The organism is Undibacterium sp. Ji50W, from assembly GCF_049340445.1.
GTDB lineage: Bacteria > Pseudomonadota > Gammaproteobacteria > Burkholderiales > Burkholderiaceae_D > Undibacterium.
Window position 1 is genome coordinate 47,309 of sequence record NZ_JBMPOX010000008.1, and the last position, 19,892, is coordinate 67,200.

A 19,892-nucleotide genomic window follows, 5' to 3' on the forward strand; every position below is an offset into this window, starting at 1 on the left:
GTCTGAATAAAAACAGTTGTTCAATCAATGTTTGTTCAAATTAAGAGGGAGTATTCGCATGTTTAAGAAATTGATGTTTGCTATGCTGGCTTTGTTGGCGGCTTCGGGTTTTGCATTTGCTGATGTGGATGCCAACAAAGGTGATCAGGCTGCACTGGATGGTATCAAAGGTATAGGGCCAGCCAAATCCAAAGCGATTATCGAAGAGCGTACAAAAAACGGTAGCTTCAAGGATTGGGCTGACTTTGAAAAACGCGTCAAAGGCATAGGCGAAAAGAATTCCACCAAATTGTCGGAAGCCGGTTTGACTGTTAACGGCCAGGCGAAAGCTGGTGCTGCTGCCAAACCTGCAGCCAGCGCAGAGAAAGCGTCCAAGCCAGCCAAAGCTGACAAGGCTTCTGCATCCGCCTCGGCGTCTGCACCTGCTGCCTCGGCACCAGCACCGTCAGCATCTGCATCGGCATCGGCATCAGCCAAAGCATCGGCCAGTGCCAAGGAAACCAAGAAATAAGTGATTGTGCGGACTACCTGTGTGTATCTTGATCAGGTAGTCGACACCAAAAACCTCTGATGACAAATCAGAGGTTTTTTCTTTGCTTATTTGCTTATTTAAATTCTGTATAAGCTGCCCGCGATCTTATCCAACTCATGGGAGTACCTGATTTTCATAGGGGAATCAGGCTATCGACCAGTGTTTGCAGCCGGTGCTGGTGGTGCTGTCCCTGCATTGACTGGCTTATACGGCAAGCATCTATAGGTAACTGGGATTAGAATAAGCGTTTGATTCTTTATAGCAGCTCACTATGTCTTATTTGACCATCGAAGATACTATTGGCAATACCCCGCTTGTCATGTTGCAGAGAATACCCGGTGCTGAAAACCAGCGTCGCAACAATGTCATCCTGGGTAAGCTGGAAGGGAATAATCCAGCCGGTTCCGTCAAGGACAGGCCAGCATTATCGATGATCAAGCGGGCAGAAGAACGTGGCCGCATCAAGCCAGGCGATACCTTGATTGAAGCAACCAGTGGCAATACCGGGATTGCGCTGGCCATGGCAGCTGCCATGCGTGGTTACAAGATGGTCTTGCTGATGCCGGAAAATCTGAGCATAGAGCGCCGCCAAAGTATGGCCGCCTATGGCGCGCAGATTATCCTGACACCCAAGACTGGCGGCATGGAATATGCACGCGACCTGGCCGAGCAAATGCAAATTGAGGGCCGTGGCGTGATCCTTGACCAGTTTGCCAATCCCGATAATCCACTGGCCCACTATGAAACCACAGGGCCGGAAATCTGGCGTGATACCAAGGGTCAGGTGACCCACTTCGTCAGCGCTATGGGTACCACCGGTACTATCATGGGCGTGTCGGCCTACCTGAAAGAGCAAAATCCGCAGATACAGATTGTGGGCGCGCAGCCTGAAGAAGGCTCGCAGATTCCCGGTATACGCAAATGGCCAGAAGCGTATATGCCCAAGATTTTTGACAAGGCCAGGGTTGACCAGGTGGAGTCGGTCAGTCAGTCAGATGCAGAACACATGGCGCGTCGCATGGCGATTGAAGAAGGTATTTTTTGTGGTATTTCTGCCGCAGGCGCCTGCGAAATTGCCCTGAGAATTGCACAGAATGTAGAAAACGCCACGATCGTCTTTGTGGTGTGTGACCGTGGTGACCGCTATTTATCTACGGGCGTTTTCCCAGCCTGATGGCGGGATGAATAGCTGCGCTGTTGCTGTGGCTTCAGTGCACGCGCTGTTTTGATGTTTCACAAGCCTGTCATAAAGCTGTGGTATTACTATGGCTGACGGTGACGCAAGGTTTTAAACTACGCACAACAACACACGCAAGCAGATTTGATTCTGTTTTGCGTCGATTATGGCCGTAAAAAAATACCGAAATCGCACTTGTGGAGCGCTTTCGGTATTTTTCAATATGCAATAGCCGTTGATTTAAAGCTTTAAACCAAGCAACTACCAAATCAAAACAAAATTATGCTGCGTCTTTTGGTTTGAATTGTTTGTCGCTGATACGGAATTTCGCACGACGGTCGCCCATCAATTCACGCAATTCCTTGATACTGACATCGCTGATTTCATGCATGCGGATCAGCAGTGATGCGCCAACCGGCAGGCGACGATGCCTGATTTTACTGATTACTGGTGGTGCAACTTCTAATGCCCGTGAAAGTGCAGCATCATTTTTCAAATGCAATTGCTTGATCAGAGTATCCAACAGATTGTTTGGATCATAGTCGATTTCATCGGATTCAAGCTGGGTCAGATTTGCCATAATTACCTCGCTGTTTAGTTTATTGACGCCGAAATAGTTGCTTCAATAAAAAATTAATCAAACGGTAATATTGTATCTTTAAAATAGAATTTGCTTATCAGAAAAATAGCAAACCATTGTTAAATCTCTTGACACATTGCCTTATTCATACGTAAATGTATCAACTAGATAACATTACTCTAGTTTAAAACATACCGATTAGCAATGTTTATTAAGAAAATTAATTCACAAAAACAATATTACTTTTTAACCTCTCTTCTTTAAACATACAGCAAAACCTGATTTATCTTCTGTTAAATATCGTTAAGTCTCTTATTTTCCTCTGGTCGCAGCAATCACACGACCGAGGTCGAACACCGACATCGCGTAAAAGTAGCTACGGTTGTAGCGGGTGATTGCGTAGAAATTCTCGGTTCCCAACCAGTACTCTGTGGCATCAGTGCCATTTTGCAAGTCAATCAAGCCGTACAAAACGTCGGTGGGAGCATCGCTGCTGGCGGTGCTGACCAGGGTTTTTAAGTCCTGCAACTGGAAACTGGCAGCCAAACCTTTCCCTATAGCATGGGAAAGTGCCTCTGATTTGTCATGACTCAGGAGCGTTGCCGGAAATGCCACCGGTAAATTTTTCTTCCAGCCATGTTCTGCCAGGTAATGGGCCACACTGCCTATGGCATCGACGGGTGAGTCGGTCAGATTGATTTTGCCATCACCATCAAAGTCCACTGCATACTTCCTGATACTGCCAGGCATGAATTGCGGCCAACCTATGGCACCCGCATACGAGCCTTTGAACACGAAAGGATCGAGCGAGGATTCGCGTGCCATCAGCAACATGTTTTCCAGTTCGGACTGGAAGAACTGCATGCGGGCATCACGTGTCGGTGTATCGGGATAATCAAAGGCCAGCGTCGTCAGTGCATCCATGACACGGAAACTGCCAGTCTGTTTGCCAAAGATGGTTTCTACACCGATGATGCCGACGATGATTTCTGCCGGCACGCCATATTGCTGTTCGGCGCGCGCCAGGTCATCGGCATATTTGTCCCAGAAGGCAACGCCAGCTTCAATCCGGTAAGGTTCAACAAAGCGCGCGCGGTAGGCCTTCCAGTTTTTTGGGCGGCCTGGTGGTGCCGGGCGCATCAATTGCCGGGTCTGTTCCACATAACGCACCTGCTTGAAGGTGGCGACCAAATCAGCCTCAACAAAGCCATGCTTGCTGACCATTTTGCTGATGAAGGCAGAGACTTCTTTCCATTGGTCAAAATGCACGTCATCTTTTTTGATGGACGGATTGTCACTGGCAGCGGATGCACTGGCTGTCGTGCTGGCTGCTGTGTTGGCTTTCCTGGGTTTTTTTGTTGCCGTGGCTTGCGCATGCGGAGCAAGAAGCAGGGAGCTGACGATCAGCGTCAACAAGCGGCCTGCAATAGAAGAATAAGAATAGTTCAAAATTCGGTATCGAAAATTAGCGGCATTCAGCCAGCAAAGTTTTTAAACGCCGGACCACCAGGGTTTCCGGCTCAGAGATTTTACCGTAGCGAGTAGCCGCATACAGCAATAAAAAGCGTTCCACGCTCGTCACTTCAGTAGCGGGCAATACAGTCCGCAAACGTTGCAGATAGGCTTGCGGGCCTTCGTGCATTTCTCGCGCTGCGGTTTTTCTTGCCATTTTGCGACAGAAAGAAAAGTATACCTTATCAAGTGCACTTGTACGCTGCTGGTTACGCATCAAGGGCAGGGCCATCAGGCCTATGACCAGGCTGGCTACAATAAAAAACAGCAGGGTGATCTGGGCCCAGTCCACATCCAGAAAACCCAGCGAATTCAGCAGGTTTCTTTGCGAGCCCTGATTGTAGTTCAGCACCCACTGGTTCCAGGAATTATTGATGGCATCCCATTGCATGCGTGCCACATTCAAGAGTGAGATGCCGGTTGGCCCCAGATTCACCAACCCGGCCAGGCCACGACGTGGTACGGCATAATTCAGTGATTGCATCACGCGTTCCGGCGCTACTGCCGCAGTGGGGTCAACCCGCACCCAGCCCTGGCCTTCGAGCCAGACTTCAGCCCAGGCATGGGCGTCAGATTGCCTGATTTCAAAGTAATCATCGACTGTATTCATGGCACCGCCCTGATAGCCGGTGACGACCCGTGCCGGTATCTTGGCGGCGCGCATCAGTATCACAAAGGCGCTGGAATAATGTTCACAAAATCCGGCCTTGGTATCAAACAGGAATTCATCCACGCTGTGCAGACCTAAGCGGGATGGTTCCAGCGTATAAGAAAATGCCTCGCGCCGGAAGTGGTTCAGCACGGCGCCTATCAATTGCTGATTATCCTGATAGCTGGCACGCAGCTTGTTGGCAAAAGCCATGGTACGCGGGTTATAGCCTTCTGGCAGGTCCAGGGCTGCAAGCAGGGTATTCTGGTCAGCATTGGTTTCCAGCTTGTAGACCGGGTAGGACTCAACTTCATAGCGCAGTCTTTGGCTGATGTTGCGCGCATTGCGTATTTCCATTCGTGCATTCACCAGGCTGCTGGTGATGGGCGCCCCTTCTATTTGCGGCTGACCGGCGGCCACATCGAGGGCAAACATCCAGTTTTGGCCATTGGGTTCGAGGATGATTTCCTGGCGTATCTTGTTGCCGCTGAAGACGGCGTGGTGTTTGGAAACCGGCCCGGCTTTTTCGTCCTGCGACCAGGTGCGGCCATCAAAATCAGTCATGACCACGCCGCGCCAGTAAAGCAGGGATTTTTGCGGCACCGCTTGGTTGAAGCGGACCCGGAAAGCAATATCTTCCGACAGCACCAGTTCACTGATATTGCCGGGTGCCATGGAACCCGACAGGCCGGTGCGCCCGCTTTGCGCATCCCCTGGCAAACCCCATAATGGACCCTGTATGCGCGGGAACAGCAGGAAGGCGATAATCGTTACCGGTATCGCCAATCCCAGAATACTGGCACCGAGTTTCAACCTTTGTTTCAAAGGTGGTATTACGCCTGTGTAATGAAAGGACAGTTGCGCCGTCAGCAATAAGCATAGCGCCAGCATGGTGATCAGGGCAGTACCTATGGTTTGCTGATAGAAAAAACTGGTCAGCAACAAAAAGAAACCCAGGAAAATCACCACGAACAAATCACGCTTGGCATGCATTTCCAGCAGCTTGCAAGTCAGCAGCAAGACCAGCATGGTCACGCCGGCTTCGCGTCCGAAGAAGGTTTTATGCGTGAGAAAAACACCACCCATCATGAGCAGGGCAATGGGCAGCAACAGCAATGCTGGCGGCAGCCGTTTGCCATTCAGTGTCAGCCAGCCGCGCCAGGTCAGCAACAGGGCAGAAGCCGCGCTGACCCACCATGTGATATGTGCTGTATGCGGTAACAGCACGCAAACGCAAGCAAAGATCAGCAGCAGCGTGTCGGATTTGTCACGCGACAGAATGGGATGAAACTGCGTTGGACGAAACCGCGTGGGACGAAGTCGCAGAGATGGCATGATCTTCATAAGTCATACAGCGCCAGCGCGCGCAGACAGGTTTCGCAGTGTTCCGGGCCCTGCGCCGGGGGCAGGTCGGTCTGGCCCAGGCGGAATCCAAACGTCAGGCCATGCTGATCTGCTTCCAGTACCCAACTGGTCATGCGCGACAGTTTCAATTCGGTATCCATATGGGTGGGCAAGGCAGAGAAATCGATCACGACATCACTGCCAGAACCGCCAGAAAATTGTTTCGTTACCAGTTGCCCGCCCAGGGACGTGTCGACCCTGGCGATATGTTTCCAAGCCAGGTGTTTCATCGGGTCGCCGGGCTGGTAGGCGCGCACCCCGGAAAAATCCTCTTCGCCGGCGTGACCCTGCACTTCGTTTTTGGCTTTGCCAGAAACCGGCAGCGGTGGTGGATTCTGTTCCGGTTGTGGATAGACGATGGCCTGGGCATCTGGCAGCCAGGTACACCAGGCGCGTAACAGCCCCAGCGGAAACCAGGTCTGCAAACGTACTCTGGGAATGGCCTGCAGGCCGCGTGTCTGGGTCGGGCAGCTCAGTTGTACGGCCGTCTGGCTGTTCGGCGAAATATCCACGGCCTTGTCGGGATGGCCGGCAAAACCAACCCAGATCGCGTACCGCTGTATCGGCCGGCGATTAATCAGAAAGACTGTATATTCGGTTTCTTCACCGGCGAACACCGATTTGCTGGGACCGGCCAATAAATGCAGGTAAGCCAAATTGCGAAAGCCAAAGAAGGTATTCACCAGGGCGATGCCGCCCAACACAAAAGTCAGGGCAAAACCCAGGTTCAGGCTGTAATTGGTTGCCGTCACAAACAGGATCATCAATAAAACCACATAGGACCAGCCGGCCTTGCTGGGCAAGGTGAACACGCGACGCTGCTTGAGGAAAATTTCACCGCTTTCCGGTTTATTTTCCAGGAAAATGATTTTTCTCAGCTTTTTCTTGATGGCGGTCAGCATGGTCTGGGGACTGAAGATAAAGACGGCACTATCAGACGCTGACACGCTTCATCAGTTGCGCCAGCAATTCACTGCTGGCACTGACTTTCCCGGTGGTGGATTTCAGTGGTCGCAGGCGATGGGCTATCACCGGTATCAGTACCGCCTGCACATCTTCCGGCAAGACATGGTCACGCCCCTCAAGCGCGGCCCAGGCACGGGCAGCCTGCAACAGGGCGATAGAGGCGCGCGGGCTCATGCCCTCGGCAAACAGGTCACCCTGGCGGGTGGCGTGCGCCAAGGCCTGTACATAATCGATCAGCGGGGCCGAGGTATGGATCTGCCGCAACTGCTGTTGCGCCTGCATCAGTTCTTCTGCCTGCATGACGGCTGGCAAGGTGGCCAGCAGGCTGCGCCTGTCTTCGCCCAGCAACAATGCGCGCTCTGCCGCTGCATCCGGGTAGCCCAGTGACAGACACATCAGAAAGCGGTCCAGTTGCGATTCAGGCAAGGCAAAGGTGCCCACCTGATGCGCCGGGTTTTGCGTCGCAATCACAAAAAATGGCTGAGGCAGCATGCGGGTCTGGCCTTCGGTCGAGACCTGCCGCTCTTCCATGGCTTCCAGCAGGGAAGACTGGGTTTTCGGGGTGGCACGATTGATTTCATCGGCCAGCAAAACCTGGGTAAACACGGGGCCAGGGTGAAACACGAACTGTGATTTTTCCCGATCAAAAATCGAAATACCGATGACATCTGCCGGTAACAGATCGCTGGTAAATTGCAGGCGGTTGAACTTCAGGCCCAGGGAAATAGCCAGCGCATGGGCCAGTGTGGTTTTGCCGACACCGGGTAAATCCTCGATCAGCAAATGGCCACCGGCCAGCAGGCAGACCAGTGCCTGGCGAATCTGCTGCTCTTTGCCTATGATGATGCCATTGACCTGTTTTGCTACTTTATGTACTTTGGAAAACATTTTTTCCCTCAATTAAACGCTCAGACCTGATACAAATCCGGTGTGTCAAGCCTTGCCACATTGCTTTTGTCTACCCCAGACAGTGTAAACGGAAATGCCGCAAACTGTTGCGCGAGGCGAAAAGTTTTCAGCGTGCAGGTTTGCAAAATCGGTGAAATAGGGTGAAACTGATGCCAAGACAGATAAGATAAACAGGTGAGACGTAAAATTTCTCCGGTTCGGCAAAGCCATCGGGGTGATTTTTCCAGGGCCTGGCAAAGAGACATGACTACTGCGTATTACACCCATGCTGACTGCAAACGCCATGAAATGGGCTCCTGGCATCCTGAGTCACCGGAACGCCTGCAAGCCATAGACGATCAGTTGATCGCCAGTCGTATCAGTGATTTTCTTGACCACCGCGATGCACCCCAGGCCAGTGTAGCTGCCCTGGCAAGGGTGCATACCGAAGACGCGATTTTCCGCATACGTGAGAATTGTCCGTCCGAGCAATCCGGCTACGATCACTTTCCGCTGGATGCGGACACCTGCCTGAACGCCTACACCTGGCGCGCTTCGTTGCGGGCAGCAGGTGCAGCCGTGGCTGCCACCGATGCCGTGCTGGATGGTGAAGTGGAAAACGCTTTTTGCTCCATACGTCCACCCGGCCACCACGCCACACCAGGCGAAGCCATGGGTTTTTGCATGTTCAACAATGTCGCGGTAGCGGCCAAACATGCGCTGGAGGCACGTGGCCTCAAGCGTGTCGCCATTGTTGATTTTGATGTGCATCATGGCAACGGCACCGAAGAAGCTTTCCGCAATGATGAGCGGGTATTGATGGTCAGTTTTTTCCAGCATCCGTTTTATCCGTATACCGGTACCGATCATCCAGCCAGCAATATGGTGAATGTGCCAGTGCCAGCGCATAGCTATGGTGATGTGGTAAGACAGTTGGTCACTGAAAAATGGTTGCCAGCCTTGCGTGAGTTTGAACCGGAAATGATTTTCATCTCGGCCGGTTTCGATGCCCATCGCGAAGACGACATGGGGCAACTGGGCCTGGTGGAAGCTGATTATGCGTGGCTCACGCGGGAAATCATGGGCATTGCCAAAGAATTTTCCAATAAACGCATCGTCAGTTGCCTGGAAGGCGGCTACAACCTGTCGGCCCTGGGCAGAAGTGTGGTTGCCCATCTCAAAGTGCTGGCTGATCTGGATTGATGCATGTATCCGTTTGATCAACTGTACAGCATCAGGATTGAGTGAGCCAGTCGATGAAAAAACTCTTTGCAGCGCCGTTTTTGGTACTTAGCCTGGCACTTGGCTATACCTGCGCATGCGCGCAGGTCGTCGATGAACGCACCGTGCTGACCGAAAAAATCGCCCGCTTTATCGATGAATGGCATGACGATGCCGCCCATGCACGCCTCAGTTATTTCGACAAGATGGCAAAAGAGGGCGTGTACATTGGTACCGACCAGACCGAACGCTGGACGCGTGATGAATTCAAGGTCTGGGCCAAACGTTTTTTCGAGCGCCCCTCCGCCTGGGCTTTCAAGTCGTTTAATCGCCATATCAGTTTTTCCGAAGACGGCCGCTGGATCTGGTTTGATGAACAGCTACACACCCAGATGGGGATCTGCCAGGCAAGCGGCGTCATCCAGCAGACTGCGCAGGGGCTGGAAATCATGCATTACCAGCTATCGCTGACGGTACCGAATGAATTGACGGATTACCTGGCTGCCGGCGTCAAAAAACTCGACGAGAAAAACGCTGAACAAAAGGCCGCTCCCAAGCCCTAAGGAGACTCCAGCGGCAACTCGACCATCACATAAAACCATTTGATCTTTGGCCAGTCTGCACGGCGGCTGACCAGGGTTTCTTCCGAAGCCATGCTGATGCTGTAATCAAATTCATGGCCGCTGGCAAAACGCCCGCTGCCAGGGTGCTGCCGGCTGGGGAGGGTTTCCCAGAGACAGCAAGCACGTTTCATCCTTCCCATGTGTGCTTGCGTGACAAAATAATCTTCTACCCTGGCAGCCGCTGGCCCGGCAACACGGTACCTGACACGCAGGACATGGATTTGTGCCAGCATCGTCGCTTCGCAAGACATGAATTCAAGTGAAGCAGGTTTTTTCGCTATTTGCTGTAAAAAATCGACGCAGACAGGTGCGCCGTCGGGCGCATTCGGGTTTGCTGCCTGGGCCAGGTTCATGCAGACAGACAGCATCAAACACATAATGCCTGATACGGCCATCTTGAATACGCGTAAGGCTGGTGGAGCAGTGTGCATGAAGTCGCCAGTAATTTTTTTTGCTTATTGTTCATCTTGAACACAGCTGCCTATGTGCTATGACAATAACGAGAGTATGTCCAAACGGTATGCGGACACGCCTCCGCGTAAGTATAGTTAATTTACCCAGTTTCTTATAAAGGAAACAGGATGAATGTTGTCATACCTATATGCTTTTGTGCTTGCAGTGGCAGAAGAAGAGAAACTTCCGGCGCAAGCAGGGCAGACTTCCGTACAATATCGCTTTGTTTTTGCTAAAAAGAAGAATAAGCATGTCCATACAATGGTTCCCCGGCCACATGAACGCCGCCCGCAAGAAGGCGGCGGAAACCATGGAAAACACCGATCTGGTGATAGAAGTGCAGGATGCCCGCATTCCACAAGCCTCATGCAACCCCATGGTAGAGTCGCTGCGCAACTTCCGCCAGCGCCCCTGCCTGAAGATTTTGAACAAGGCCGACCTGGCCGACCCCAATGCTACCAAAGCCTGGCTGGATTTCTACAATGCCCAGAAGGGCGTGTTCGCCGTCGCCCTGAGCTGCAAAAAGCCATCAGATGTTGCCAAAGTCCCTGGTCTGGCCCTGAAGCTGGCCCCGCATCGCGGCGTGCCGACAAAGCCCTTACGCATGATGATCATGGGCATACCCAATGTCGGCAAATCGACGCTGATGAATGCCTTGCTCAAAAAACGTGTCGCCAATGTTGGTGATGAACCGGCCGTGACCAAGACCCAGCAACGCCTGTACCTGGGCAAGAACATGATCTTGACTGACACCCCCGGCATGCTCTGGCCCAAGATAGAACACCCTACTGACGGCCTGATGCTGGCTGCCAGCCATGCAGTCGGTGTGAATGCGCTGATAGAAGAAGAAATTGCCACCTTTTTGGCCGAGCAATTGCTGATCCATTATCCGAAATTCATCACAGCGCGCTATGGCTTTTCGGTAGAAGGCATCGATGCCGTCTCTGTGATTGAAGGCGTGGCCAAAAAACGTGGCTATAAGCTTAAAGGTGGTGACTGGGATTTTGAAAAGGCTTCCCATACCTTGCTGCTGGATTACCGCAGTGGCGCACTGGGACGCGTCAGCCTGGAAACACCGGCCAGCCGCGAGCATTTGCTGGCGACCTATGTGCCACCCGTTTTGCTGGGGCAAGGCAAGAGCGTGCAGACCGGCATGGAGCCAGAACCGGAAGACGCTGAATGAATCTTGCAGCGGACACGCCCTGGGTATTGCGCAATGATGCAGCAGGTGTCACCACCCTGACCCTGAACCGGGGCGAACGTTTCAACCCGCTTTCAGAAGAAATGCTGGCCGCTTTGCTGGCTGAATTCAAAGCCATTGCGCTGGATGACGCCGTACGCGTGATCGTATTGGCGGCTGACGGCAAGGCATTTTGTGCGGGGCATGATCTCCGGCAAATGCAGGCTCATCCGGCAGAAGACTATTACAAGACCCTGTTCCAGCAATGCAGCAAACTGATGCTGGCTATCCAGAAATTGCCGCAGCCGGTGATCGCCCGTGTGCAGGGCCTGGCAACGGCTGCCGGTTGTCAACTGGTGGGCATGTGTGATCTGGCGGTGGCCAGTGAGGATGCCAGCTTTGCAGTCTCTGGCGTGAATGTAGGCTTGTTCTGTTCCACGCCTGCGGTTGCGCTGTCGCGCAATGTCTCACGCAAACAGGCGATGGAAATGCTGCTGACTGGTGATTTCATCGATGCCCGGACGGCAATGCAGCGGGGCCTGATCAATCGCGTGGTCAGCCCTGAACAGCTCGACGCCTGCGTGGCCGCACTGGCCGCCAGCATCATCGCCAAACCGGCGCTGGCAATCAGCATGGGCAAGCAATTATTCTACAAACAGCTGGAAATGGGGATCGATGCAGCCTATCAACTGGCCGGGCAAACCATGGCTTGCAATATGATGGATGAGACAGCACGGGAAGGTGTGCAGGCTTTCCTGGAAAAACGCCCACCGGTCTGGAAGTAGGCGCAGTACTAAGTGGAGTACCAAGCTCTACTGATTACGTGAACTGAAGTGATCACCAATAATCGCCCCCAGCGAACACCATACCCCCGCCACAAAGCAGGTATATAACACGGTGTAGGTGCTAGGCAGGGAATCTGGCGTATCGCTATAGGCCACGCTGGCATAGGTATACACCAGTGCAGTGGTGGCAATTCCCAGCAGGTAACCATGCATCATGGGCGAACGTCGCGCCAGGTAACCCACCACCAGACCAGGCAGCAGGTATTGCATGAAGCCAAAAATGGTCATGAAAATCTGGTTACCCCACAGACCTGTATCGCTGCTACCCGCATCCACGGCCGGACTCATCGATACCTTCAGTGCCGTAATAAACACGAAATACAGCAAACCATACAGCACCGTTGCCAGTGCGATGGCGTGAGGATTAGGTTTGGAAATGAAAGGTTGGAAAGCCATAAGGGCGAGATTATACCCTGTGCTGCTAAAGATTTGGGCAGCTTTGGGCTGCTTTTTGATTGCAATCTGACTACATCGCAAGAATCATTCAGCCATTTTTATCCTGCAGATTGCTGATGGAGAGGGAGATGGCCAAAAAATCAGAACAGGTAACTGGCGCTGAAGACCAGGTTGCTGCGTGCGGGGCTTTGGTATCTGACCGCACTATAGGTGTGCCGCTGCTTCGTTGTGCCGTAAGCCAGTTGCAGCTTCCAGGATGAAAAATTGACACCAAATCCTATGCGCGCATCAAGGCGGTTATTGGCAACCTGGCCAGCCTTGGCATCTGGATAGGTCAGCCAGCCTATGTGGGAGAATACGTCAATACGCTCGTGCAAGGCATAATCCGCATTTGCTTCGAGGTACAGGCTTTTCATGCTTAAGCCTATGTAGTCAGGTGAATAGTAAATTCTGGCACTGAGATTATCCATCATGATGCCGGTGAATATTTCTCCATAGTTGAGGCTGGTGGCGTTCGGGAACAGGGAACCGGTGACACCCGCTTCCCAGATCATTCCCGAAGCCAGGCCGAGGCGGCGTGAAAGACCGGAGTACAGCAAAATCTGTTCGCCATCGCTAGTCCAGCTATAGACCCGGACTTTTGAACCAAAGGCACCAGCATACCAGCCATCCGGGCTATCATAAACCAGGTTCAACTGTGGCACCGCCTGTCCATCACTGAGAGAAATGCCACGATAAGAATAATCAGACACCAGCGTCACGCTGCCACTGACCTGTGCGTAGGCCTTGCCTTCAAAAGCAAACAGGGTAAGGATGAAAATCGCACAAAATTTAAGCAATACCGCACCTTTATGAGTGGCCATCAATCTTGCATCACTTATGGATGGGTGGCCAGGGTTGTGGATGGCAGCGCACTGGCAGCAGGGGTGGCCAGTTGACATGAACACGCACATTTGTGCGTGACCCTGTGCAGAGTGGCACACAGATTGACCTGCCCGCTGATGTTGGCATCGCTCTGGTTGACCGGATTGACCACCAGATCCGCACGTACCTGCGCCAGGCTGGCCGATGGTTTCAGTTCGCTGAGCAATGCCATCATCCCCGAAATATGTGCCGCTGAATAGGATGAGCCTGACACAAAATTCCAGCGCGCACCCGGTGCCGTGGTCGGTATATCACGCCCTGGGGCGACCAGAATGTCATTCGCCAGCAATGTGGTCTTGCTGTCTGCCACCGCAAACACCCCGGGGTGCGAGGCCGGGAAGCCGCCATCTGCACGCTTGGGGTCCATGGCACCAACGATCTTGATGTTGCGGGAAATAGCAGCATCCAGCAATTGCTTCAGCAAGCGGTCCGGCGGGCCGGACAGGCTCATGTTAATCACCTGCACGCCTTGCGTCAGGGCGAAATTCAATGCCTTGCCCAGGGTGAAGCTATTGCATCTGGTTTTATTTTCCGGCTCTTGCCAGCAAGCTCTCAGGGCCATGACACGGGTGTCGGGCGCTATGCCTTCTATGCCTATGCCATTTCCGGCGCGCGCAGCGATCACGCCGGCCACACCAGTGCCGTGGGTTTCGCCTACATAGGGGTTGCCGTCGATGAAATTCTGGTTCAGTGAGATTTGTCCGACCAGATCGGGGTGTTTGATTTCCACGCCACTGTCGATGACGGCCACCACCACATTGCGGCCAGTGGCAATTTTGCGTACATCATCAAGCTGCCAGTATTTGTTGGCCGGTTGCACCGGGAACAAGGGGTCATTCTTGGCTTGCGCATCAAAGGTATTGATGGTCTGTACCCAGGCGACGCGGGCGTCCTTGCTGAGTATTTCCATTATCTGGGCTTCGGACGTGGTCTCGGTTTCTTCCATCACAAAGCAATCCACATTCAGGACTGGCATGGGCCAGTCTTCCAGCAGTTTCAGGCCATGCACACGCGCCAGTTCTTCGGCGATACGGCGGCGGGCGGTGCGGCTGACATCATTGCTGTAACCACCGCTATAACTGACATCCGGGCGAAAATGTGGTGCTGGCAGATGCAGCATCACCAGCAGCCGGCGTTTGGCTTCCGGCTCTTTCTGCATCACCGGTTCGGCGTCGTTGTCGTTGCGGGCACTGACTGTTGATGTGCTCAGTCCCGCTGCCAGTGCCAGCAAGGCAGCAAGCCCGATTCTGAGCCACAGCCTGATCCAGCGAGGCTTACCGGGCTTATTCATTTGGCACCTCCGGCTTGCAGGGATTCCACCAGTTCAATCACCGGTTCAGAGCGTAACTCGTCCATGCTTTGCGTCAACCTGTCGTCAGGGACATTGAGCAGATAGGCATTGGTGACCGTGGGGCCATCAATGATGCGGGCGTCATTCAGTGACATGATGCGTTGTATATCTTTGACTGTAGTTTCCGGTTTGAAGATGACGACAATATTGCCGGACGAGCGTTCGCCGCTGCCCAGCACATGATAACTGGTATTGTCTTGCACGGGCAGAACCAGATGTGCCACCAGCCCGACGATGATGGCCGTCTGTGCCGCCATGACCCAGCCCATGGACCGGTTAGCATTTGCTGGCAATAAGGCTCGCAAGCGCGCCAGCAGGTTATTATTTGCTGTGACGCTGGCTGCTTGCACCTGTTTATTTTGTGTATCCAGTCTTGGCAACAGGCGGGCGAGGGCACGATCAAGGTCGGGTGCGCTGCTTGTAGCCGGTTCGCTGGCTTGCAGGTCAATTTGCCATTGCAGGTCATGCTTGCACGCTGTACATGTTTGCAAATGTTTTTGTACTAACTGTTTTTCGTCAGGCTGCAGGGTATTGACGACATACCAGGGCAGCAAGTCCTGGACGATGGCATGCGCTGCCTCGTCAGACGGATAGGACTGGCTTGTTTTCATGTTCATAATATTTCCTCCATGCTGTCGGAAAGCATGAATCTCAAACGCTGTCTTGCGTGGAACATCCGGGTTTTGACGGTGTTGACCGGGCATTCCATGGTTTCAGCAATTTCCTTGTATCCCATCTCATGATAATAAGTGAGGCTGACGACCACGCGCTGCTCCATGGGCAGAGCACGCAGGGCACGGTTCAGGTCACCTTCCAGTTGTTGGGCAGACATCTGGTGTTCGGGTTCATAGCGGGATTCTGCCGCATGATGTTCAAAATTGGATTCCACTGCTGCATCAAATGTCTGTATGGCCTTTAATGCCTGACGATAGGCTATCGCAAATATCCAGGTAGATACCTTCGATGTCTGGTTAAAGGTATGGGCTTTTTGCCAGACCACCAACATCGTATCGTTGACTATCTCTTCTATCAGGTGCGTGTCACGTGTCATCTTGTCAAGAAAGCGTGCCAGCCTGCCAAAGTACACGCGATACAAAGCCTCAAACGCCTGCCGATCGGCATTGGCAATCGAGGCGATCAACTGAACTTCATGTGCTTCCGGGGTAGTTGGACGCTTGTTGTCTGTTTTACCTCGCCATCCCCAATTCTCAAACATGCCTGCGCTCTCCTCGATGAAACGTTAATACCTGATCGGGTGGAAAAGGTTCATTGCATGTTAAAAAAATTTGCTTATAGTCGCTTGGTGATAGGCCTTGCCTAAAACACAGCAGGCTGGACATTCAAGCCGGATGCTTGATTTTAATTGTCGTAACGGGTATCGGGATTGATGAATGATTGTAGCGCATCGGTATGCCGGTATGACTGCTTTAGCGTTTTTTTTGGCCACACATTTTTTCATTTCTGTCTTTTTATCTCCCAATTCAACTTTCGCAAAACACTGCGTATTACGTATTACATATTACGCATTGCGTGGTGCTGCGATGCGGTTTTTGCGTGCATCAAAAAATATTTCATTTTTCTTTGAACCTATTTGAATGATTGACGCATTAACCGCTTGAAACAACCGGAGAGGTCTCTTTTTTTTAAATCGAAACAAAAAAAAGACGCTGTCTCTGGTCACATTTCAGATCGTATTTCAGGTCGCACAAAAGATGCGCGATTTTTTGAAACCAGCATTGCAGGACAGTGAATGCTTGAACAGGTGAACGTGATTTTTCCTTTTTTTGTTCAGCATGCAATGTGTGGAAATCAAATGCGCGCACCGGATGTGGAAGTGTTGTTGCGGCTCTTGCTGCTGGCACCGGTACTGGAAGAACTGGTTGTGCGTGCCGGTCTACAGCAATACCTGACAGGGCGGTTGCGGCAATCCGGTATCAACGCAAGCTGGTTGCCGGTGTTGATTTCGGCGACGGTATTCAGCGCGCTGCACGTGGCAGCGGGCTGGGCGATGGTGGTAGCGACTTTTTTGCCAGGACTGTTGCTGGCGATGCTGTACCAGTGGACGCGTGATTGGCGACTGTGCGCGCTACTGCATGCTGTCTTCAATGGAATGGCTCTTGGTGTGTGCATGCAGTGACCTATTTTAATCATTGAAGGGAAACTATGATGAAGTTGAATTTTCGTTTTACTCGCTTAGTGCGACAGGCTGGTGTGTTGGGTGTGGCCTTAAGTGCCAGCATCGCGTTTGAACTGGCAACCGGCATGTCGGCCGCCTACGCCGCCGATGCCTTGAATGGCAAGAGCCTGTACCTGAATGGCCCGGTTTCTGGTGGTACCAGTTGTACTGCCTGCCACGGTGCCAGTCCCGCCAATAACGTCAACGGCATTTTGCGCGGCGCGAATAATCCGACGGAAATCAGCAATGCCTGGGCCCAGAACAAAGGCGGCATGGGCACTTTGTATAACAATAAATTCAGCCAGGCAGAAATCGCAGATCTGGCCGCATTCATTGGTAACCCTGGCGTAGTTGCCGGCCCGATCGCAACAGTTTCTCCAGCCAGCCTGGTCTTCAATGGCACCACCATAGGCCAGACCAGCACTGCGCTCAGCACGACGGTTAGCAATACCGGTTCCGCTGCATTGAACCTCACGGCCATTGCGCTGACTGGTGGTACCAGCGGCGACTTCAGCCTGGCTGGCGGCAGCTGCGCAGTGGGTGCTGCACTGGCCCCTAGCGCAACCTGTACCGTGCTGGCGACCTTCAAGCCGACCGCACAAGGCACGCGCACCACCAGCATCAGCATCAGTCACAACGCGACGGGTGGCACCAGCCTGGTCAGCCTCAGTGGTACCGGCAATGCTGCCGCCCAGGCAGGTGTGGCAGTGTCAGCCACCAGTCTGAACTTTGGTTCAGTACTGGTCAATGCCGCATCGGCAGCGCAGACTATCACCATCAGCAACAGCGGTCAGGCAGCCTTGAATTTCAGCTCCATCGGCCTCACTGGTGCGAATGCAAGCATCTTTACCCTGGGCGGTAGCTGCAGCACACAGACAGCCGTTGCTGCCGGTGGCCAATGTACAGTGACTGTGCAGGCTACCCCTGCCGCAGCAGGCGCTTTTGCTGCCGCACTGAATATCGCCTCGAATGCCTCGAACGGTAGTGTCGTCATCAGCCTGGCTGGTAGCGGCGCTGCTGCCACACCTGCCATCAGCGCCACGCCTAGCGTGCTTGCCTTTGGTGCGCAGACCGTGGGCGGTAATCCGGTGACGCAGCAGATCAGTTTGTCAAACACCGGCAATGTGGTGCTGACACTGTCATCTGTCAAAGTCAGCGGTTCCTCTGCGATAGTGATCGGTGCCGGCAATACCTGCGGCAGCAGTCTTGCAGTGGGTGCCAGCTGTAATGTCCCTGTGGTATTCACCCCGGCGACGGAAGGTGACGCCAGTGCCAGTCTGGCTGTGAGCTCGAATGCCGCCGCATTGCAAGTGGCCATCACCGGCACGGCAACCAGCCAGGCAGTCGCCAAGCCAGTACTGTCCGATACCAGCACCGTGCAGTTCACAGATACCCAGGTAGGTGTCAGTTCTGTCAAGCATACGACTACGCTCAGCAACACCGGTACGGCTGCCTTGAAGATTACCAGCCTGGTATTGAACGGCAGCCAGCTCAATGACTTTGCTCTGGCAGGTACTTGCGCCGTCAATGGCACAGTCAGCCCAGCGGCCAGCTGCACCATAGACACAACGTTCAAGCCAACCAGCGCTGGCGGTAAAATCGCAGACGTGCTGGTAGTGACCGATGGCGGTACACAACTGAGTGTGCATCTGGCTGGTACCGGCATTGCCATCCCGGTCAAGACGGTGACGCTGAACATTAATCCGCAATCTTTTGATTTCGGTTCCGCCACCATAGGCAGTGCCAATCTGGTCAAACGCTTCACGCTCAGCAACCCAAGCACCAGCGCTATTGCCCTGACCAATGCTGCCTTTACCGGGCCGTACGCTGCAGTGGTGGATAGCGCATCCTGCCCACGCTTCCCGTTCAGCCTGCAGGCGAATACCTCGTGTGAACTGGTGGTGAGTTATGCACCGGCAAACGCCGGTACCAACAACGGCAGTGTCGTCATCAGTTCATCTGACACTACCGCGACCTGGAGCATTTCCCTGGCAGGCACTGCGGTGGCCAGCACAGTGCCTGTTGTGACTGGCAATGCACCCAGAAATGAAGGCGGTGGCGGTTGCTCGGTTGCCCGTGATGGCAATGACCCGATGTTGCCTATCCTGGTGATGCTGGCTGCAGCGGTCATCCTCTGGCGTAGACGTCAGGCGCGCCAAGGTGCAACGCAAAAGTAATTATGGAAGCCGGACTGCGGTCCGGCTTTTCTGAATTAAAAGAAAACAGGTAGAACGATGAAATTCACATTACGCATAAATAAAAAACGGCTAAGCCAGATATTGTCTGGCCTGGCAGCCACACTGGTAGTCAGCTCGGCAATAGCACTCGACAAAGGTAGTGCCGCACCCGCATTTGAGCTGAGTGGTGCTGAAGGAAATGTCAGTCTGGCGAAGTATCAGGGCAAGCTGGTGTACCTGGATTTCTGGGCTTCATGGTGTGGCCCTTGCCGCCAGTCTTTTCCCTGGATGAATGAATTGCAAGCGAAATACGGTGCCCAGGGTTTGCAAATTATCGGCGTCAACCTGGATCAGAAAAATGACGATGCACGCCAGTTCCTGGCGACCACGCCGGCCCGCTTTGTGGTGGCATTTGACCCCGCCGGAGCCACGCCACGCAGCTATGGCGTCAAAGGTATGCCCAGCAGTGTGCTGATAGGTCCGGATGGGAAAGTCCTGTTTGAACATGCGGGCTTCAAGGATGCCGACAAGAGCGCACTGGAAGCAAAAATAAAATCTTCGCTGGGAGTCATCAAATGAAGTCACGCCTGAACCGCATGTTTAAAAAAACTGCCTGCCTGTTACTGGTGGGCGGCAGTGTACTTGCCACCTCCGGATGCAGCCTGATCAAGGTCGTGCAGCCATGGGAAAAAGGCAATCTGGCAAAGCCAGCAATGACATTTGAAGGCGACAAGCTTGAATCCCGTTACAGCGAACACATCTACACCAGCCGTGAAGCGGCATCCGGTGGTGCCGGTGTGGGCGGTGGTGGTTGTGGTTGCAACTAAGAGAGAACTCC

General features: G+C 53.2%; 21 protein-coding genes. 10 read left to right on the forward strand and 11 right to left on the reverse strand.

Annotated features, from left to right (window positions below):
- Nucleotides 1-58 precede the first annotated feature (58 nt).
- Both ACO0K9_RS13500 and cysM read left to right on the forward strand, forming a co-directional pair.
- Nucleotides 59-511, forward strand: a complete 453-nt coding sequence (locus ACO0K9_RS13500) for a ComEA family DNA-binding protein (RefSeq protein WP_422985704.1) — start codon at nucleotides 59-61, stop codon at nucleotides 509-511.
- 292 nt (nucleotides 512-803) lie between these two features.
- Complete coding sequence (gene cysM, locus ACO0K9_RS13505) at nucleotides 804-1,706, forward strand: cysteine synthase CysM (RefSeq protein WP_422985706.1); 903 nt, start codon at nucleotides 804-806, stop codon at nucleotides 1,704-1,706.
- Between the two features lie 283 nt (nucleotides 1,707-1,989).
- Here cysM and ACO0K9_RS13510 read toward each other — a convergent pair whose 3' ends face one another.
- From ACO0K9_RS13510 to ACO0K9_RS13530, 5 genes are all read right to left on the reverse strand, one after another.
- Nucleotides 1,990-2,289 (reverse strand): hypothetical protein, encoded by a 300-nt coding sequence (locus ACO0K9_RS13510; protein WP_110257001.1) that lies wholly within the window; start codon nucleotides 2,287-2,289, stop codon nucleotides 1,990-1,992.
- 312 nt (nucleotides 2,290-2,601) lie between these two features.
- Nucleotides 2,602-3,738: a lytic murein transglycosylase B gene (gene mltB, locus ACO0K9_RS13515; protein ID WP_422985708.1), complete on the reverse strand. Its 1,137-nt coding sequence runs from the start codon at nucleotides 3,736-3,738 to the stop codon at nucleotides 2,602-2,604.
- A 16-nt stretch (nucleotides 3,739-3,754) separates the two neighbouring features.
- The gene (locus tag ACO0K9_RS13520; protein WP_422985710.1) at nucleotides 3,755-5,785 is read right to left on the reverse strand and encodes a transglutaminase TgpA family protein; all 2,031 of its coding nucleotides are present in this window, start codon (nucleotides 5,783-5,785) and stop codon (nucleotides 3,755-3,757) included.
- Nucleotides 5,786-5,790: 5 nt separating this feature from the next.
- Nucleotides 5,791-6,801 (reverse strand): DUF58 domain-containing protein, encoded by a 1,011-nt coding sequence (locus ACO0K9_RS13525; RefSeq protein ID WP_422985712.1) that lies wholly within the window; start codon nucleotides 6,799-6,801, stop codon nucleotides 5,791-5,793.
- Nucleotides 6,788-7,708 carry an AAA family ATPase gene (locus ACO0K9_RS13530; RefSeq protein WP_422985714.1) on the reverse strand — a complete coding sequence of 307 codons (921 nt, stop codon included), beginning with the start codon at nucleotides 7,706-7,708 and terminating at the stop codon, nucleotides 6,788-6,790. The genes ACO0K9_RS13525 and ACO0K9_RS13530 overlap by 14 nt, the downstream gene beginning before the upstream one ends.
- A 264-nt stretch (nucleotides 7,709-7,972) precedes the next feature.
- Between ACO0K9_RS13530 and ACO0K9_RS13535 the strand changes: the two genes are divergently transcribed.
- Both ACO0K9_RS13535 and ACO0K9_RS13540 read left to right on the forward strand, forming a co-directional pair.
- Nucleotides 7,973-8,911, forward strand: a complete 939-nt coding sequence (locus ACO0K9_RS13535; RefSeq protein ID WP_422985716.1) for a histone deacetylase family protein — start codon at nucleotides 7,973-7,975, stop codon at nucleotides 8,909-8,911.
- Between the two features lie 53 nt (nucleotides 8,912-8,964).
- The gene (locus ACO0K9_RS13540; RefSeq protein WP_422985718.1) at nucleotides 8,965-9,492 is read left to right on the forward strand and encodes a nuclear transport factor 2 family protein; all 528 of its coding nucleotides are present in this window, start codon (nucleotides 8,965-8,967) and stop codon (nucleotides 9,490-9,492) included.
- On the opposite strand, the gene ACO0K9_RS13545 is transcribed toward ACO0K9_RS13540, so the two are convergent.
- The gene (locus ACO0K9_RS13545) at nucleotides 9,489-9,983 is read right to left on the reverse strand and encodes a DUF4952 domain-containing protein (protein WP_422985720.1); all 495 of its coding nucleotides are present in this window, start codon (nucleotides 9,981-9,983) and stop codon (nucleotides 9,489-9,491) included. The genes ACO0K9_RS13540 and ACO0K9_RS13545 overlap by 4 nt on opposite strands.
- 272 nt (nucleotides 9,984-10,255) lie before the next feature.
- Here ACO0K9_RS13545 and ylqF point away from each other — a divergent pair, with 272 nt between their 5' ends.
- Nucleotides 10,256-11,188 (forward strand): ribosome biogenesis GTPase YlqF, encoded by a 933-nt coding sequence (ylqF, locus tag ACO0K9_RS13550; RefSeq protein ID WP_422985722.1) that lies wholly within the window; start codon nucleotides 10,256-10,258, stop codon nucleotides 11,186-11,188.
- Nucleotides 11,185-11,970 (forward strand): enoyl-CoA hydratase, encoded by a 786-nt coding sequence (locus ACO0K9_RS13555; RefSeq protein WP_422985724.1) that lies wholly within the window; start codon nucleotides 11,185-11,187, stop codon nucleotides 11,968-11,970. The genes ylqF and ACO0K9_RS13555 overlap by 4 nt, the downstream gene beginning before the upstream one ends.
- A gap of 27 nt (nucleotides 11,971-11,997) precedes the next feature.
- On the opposite strand, the gene ACO0K9_RS13560 is transcribed toward ACO0K9_RS13555, so the two are convergent.
- From ACO0K9_RS13560 to ACO0K9_RS13580, 5 genes are all read right to left on the reverse strand, one after another.
- The gene (locus tag ACO0K9_RS13560; RefSeq protein WP_422985726.1) at nucleotides 11,998-12,426 is read right to left on the reverse strand and encodes a hypothetical protein; all 429 of its coding nucleotides are present in this window, start codon (nucleotides 12,424-12,426) and stop codon (nucleotides 11,998-12,000) included.
- Nucleotides 12,427-12,566: 140 nt separating this feature from the next.
- The gene (locus ACO0K9_RS13565) at nucleotides 12,567-13,289 is read right to left on the reverse strand and encodes a TorF family putative porin (protein ID WP_422985728.1); all 723 of its coding nucleotides are present in this window, start codon (nucleotides 13,287-13,289) and stop codon (nucleotides 12,567-12,569) included.
- A gap of 14 nt (nucleotides 13,290-13,303) precedes the next feature.
- On the reverse strand, nucleotides 13,304-14,641 hold the full coding sequence (locus ACO0K9_RS13570) for a S8 family peptidase (protein WP_422985730.1): 1,338 nt from the start codon (nucleotides 14,639-14,641) through the stop codon (nucleotides 13,304-13,306).
- Nucleotides 14,638-15,318 carry a zf-HC2 domain-containing protein gene (locus tag ACO0K9_RS13575; protein ID WP_422985732.1) on the reverse strand — a complete coding sequence of 227 codons (681 nt, stop codon included), beginning with the start codon at nucleotides 15,316-15,318 and terminating at the stop codon, nucleotides 14,638-14,640. Before ACO0K9_RS13575 ends, ACO0K9_RS13570 begins: the two co-directional genes overlap by 4 nt.
- Nucleotides 15,315-15,917, reverse strand: a complete 603-nt coding sequence (locus tag ACO0K9_RS13580; protein WP_422985734.1) for an RNA polymerase sigma factor — start codon at nucleotides 15,915-15,917, stop codon at nucleotides 15,315-15,317. Before ACO0K9_RS13580 ends, ACO0K9_RS13575 begins: the two co-directional genes overlap by 4 nt.
- A 597-nt stretch (nucleotides 15,918-16,514) precedes the next feature.
- On the opposite strand from ACO0K9_RS13580, the gene mrtJ reads away from it, so the two are divergent.
- The 4 genes from mrtJ to ACO0K9_RS13600 are packed head-to-tail and all read left to right on the forward strand — an operon-like array spanning nucleotide 16,515 to nucleotide 19,881.
- Nucleotides 16,515-16,838: a JDVT-CTERM system glutamic-type intramembrane protease MrtJ gene (gene mrtJ, locus ACO0K9_RS13585; RefSeq protein WP_422985736.1), complete on the forward strand. Its 324-nt coding sequence runs from the start codon at nucleotides 16,515-16,517 to the stop codon at nucleotides 16,836-16,838.
- Nucleotides 16,839-16,867: 29 nt separating this feature from the next.
- A complete protein-coding gene (locus ACO0K9_RS13590; protein ID WP_422985738.1) occupies nucleotides 16,868-19,054 on the forward strand; it encodes a choice-of-anchor D domain-containing protein in 2,187 nt (728 codons plus the stop codon).
- Between the two features lie 57 nt (nucleotides 19,055-19,111).
- The gene (locus ACO0K9_RS13595) at nucleotides 19,112-19,633 is read left to right on the forward strand and encodes a TlpA family protein disulfide reductase (protein WP_422985740.1); all 522 of its coding nucleotides are present in this window, start codon (nucleotides 19,112-19,114) and stop codon (nucleotides 19,631-19,633) included.
- A complete protein-coding gene (locus ACO0K9_RS13600) occupies nucleotides 19,630-19,881 on the forward strand; it encodes a DUF4266 domain-containing protein (RefSeq protein WP_422985742.1) in 252 nt (83 codons plus the stop codon). Before ACO0K9_RS13595 ends, ACO0K9_RS13600 begins: the two co-directional genes overlap by 4 nt.
- The last annotated feature ends 11 nt before the right edge of the window (nucleotides 19,882-19,892 follow it).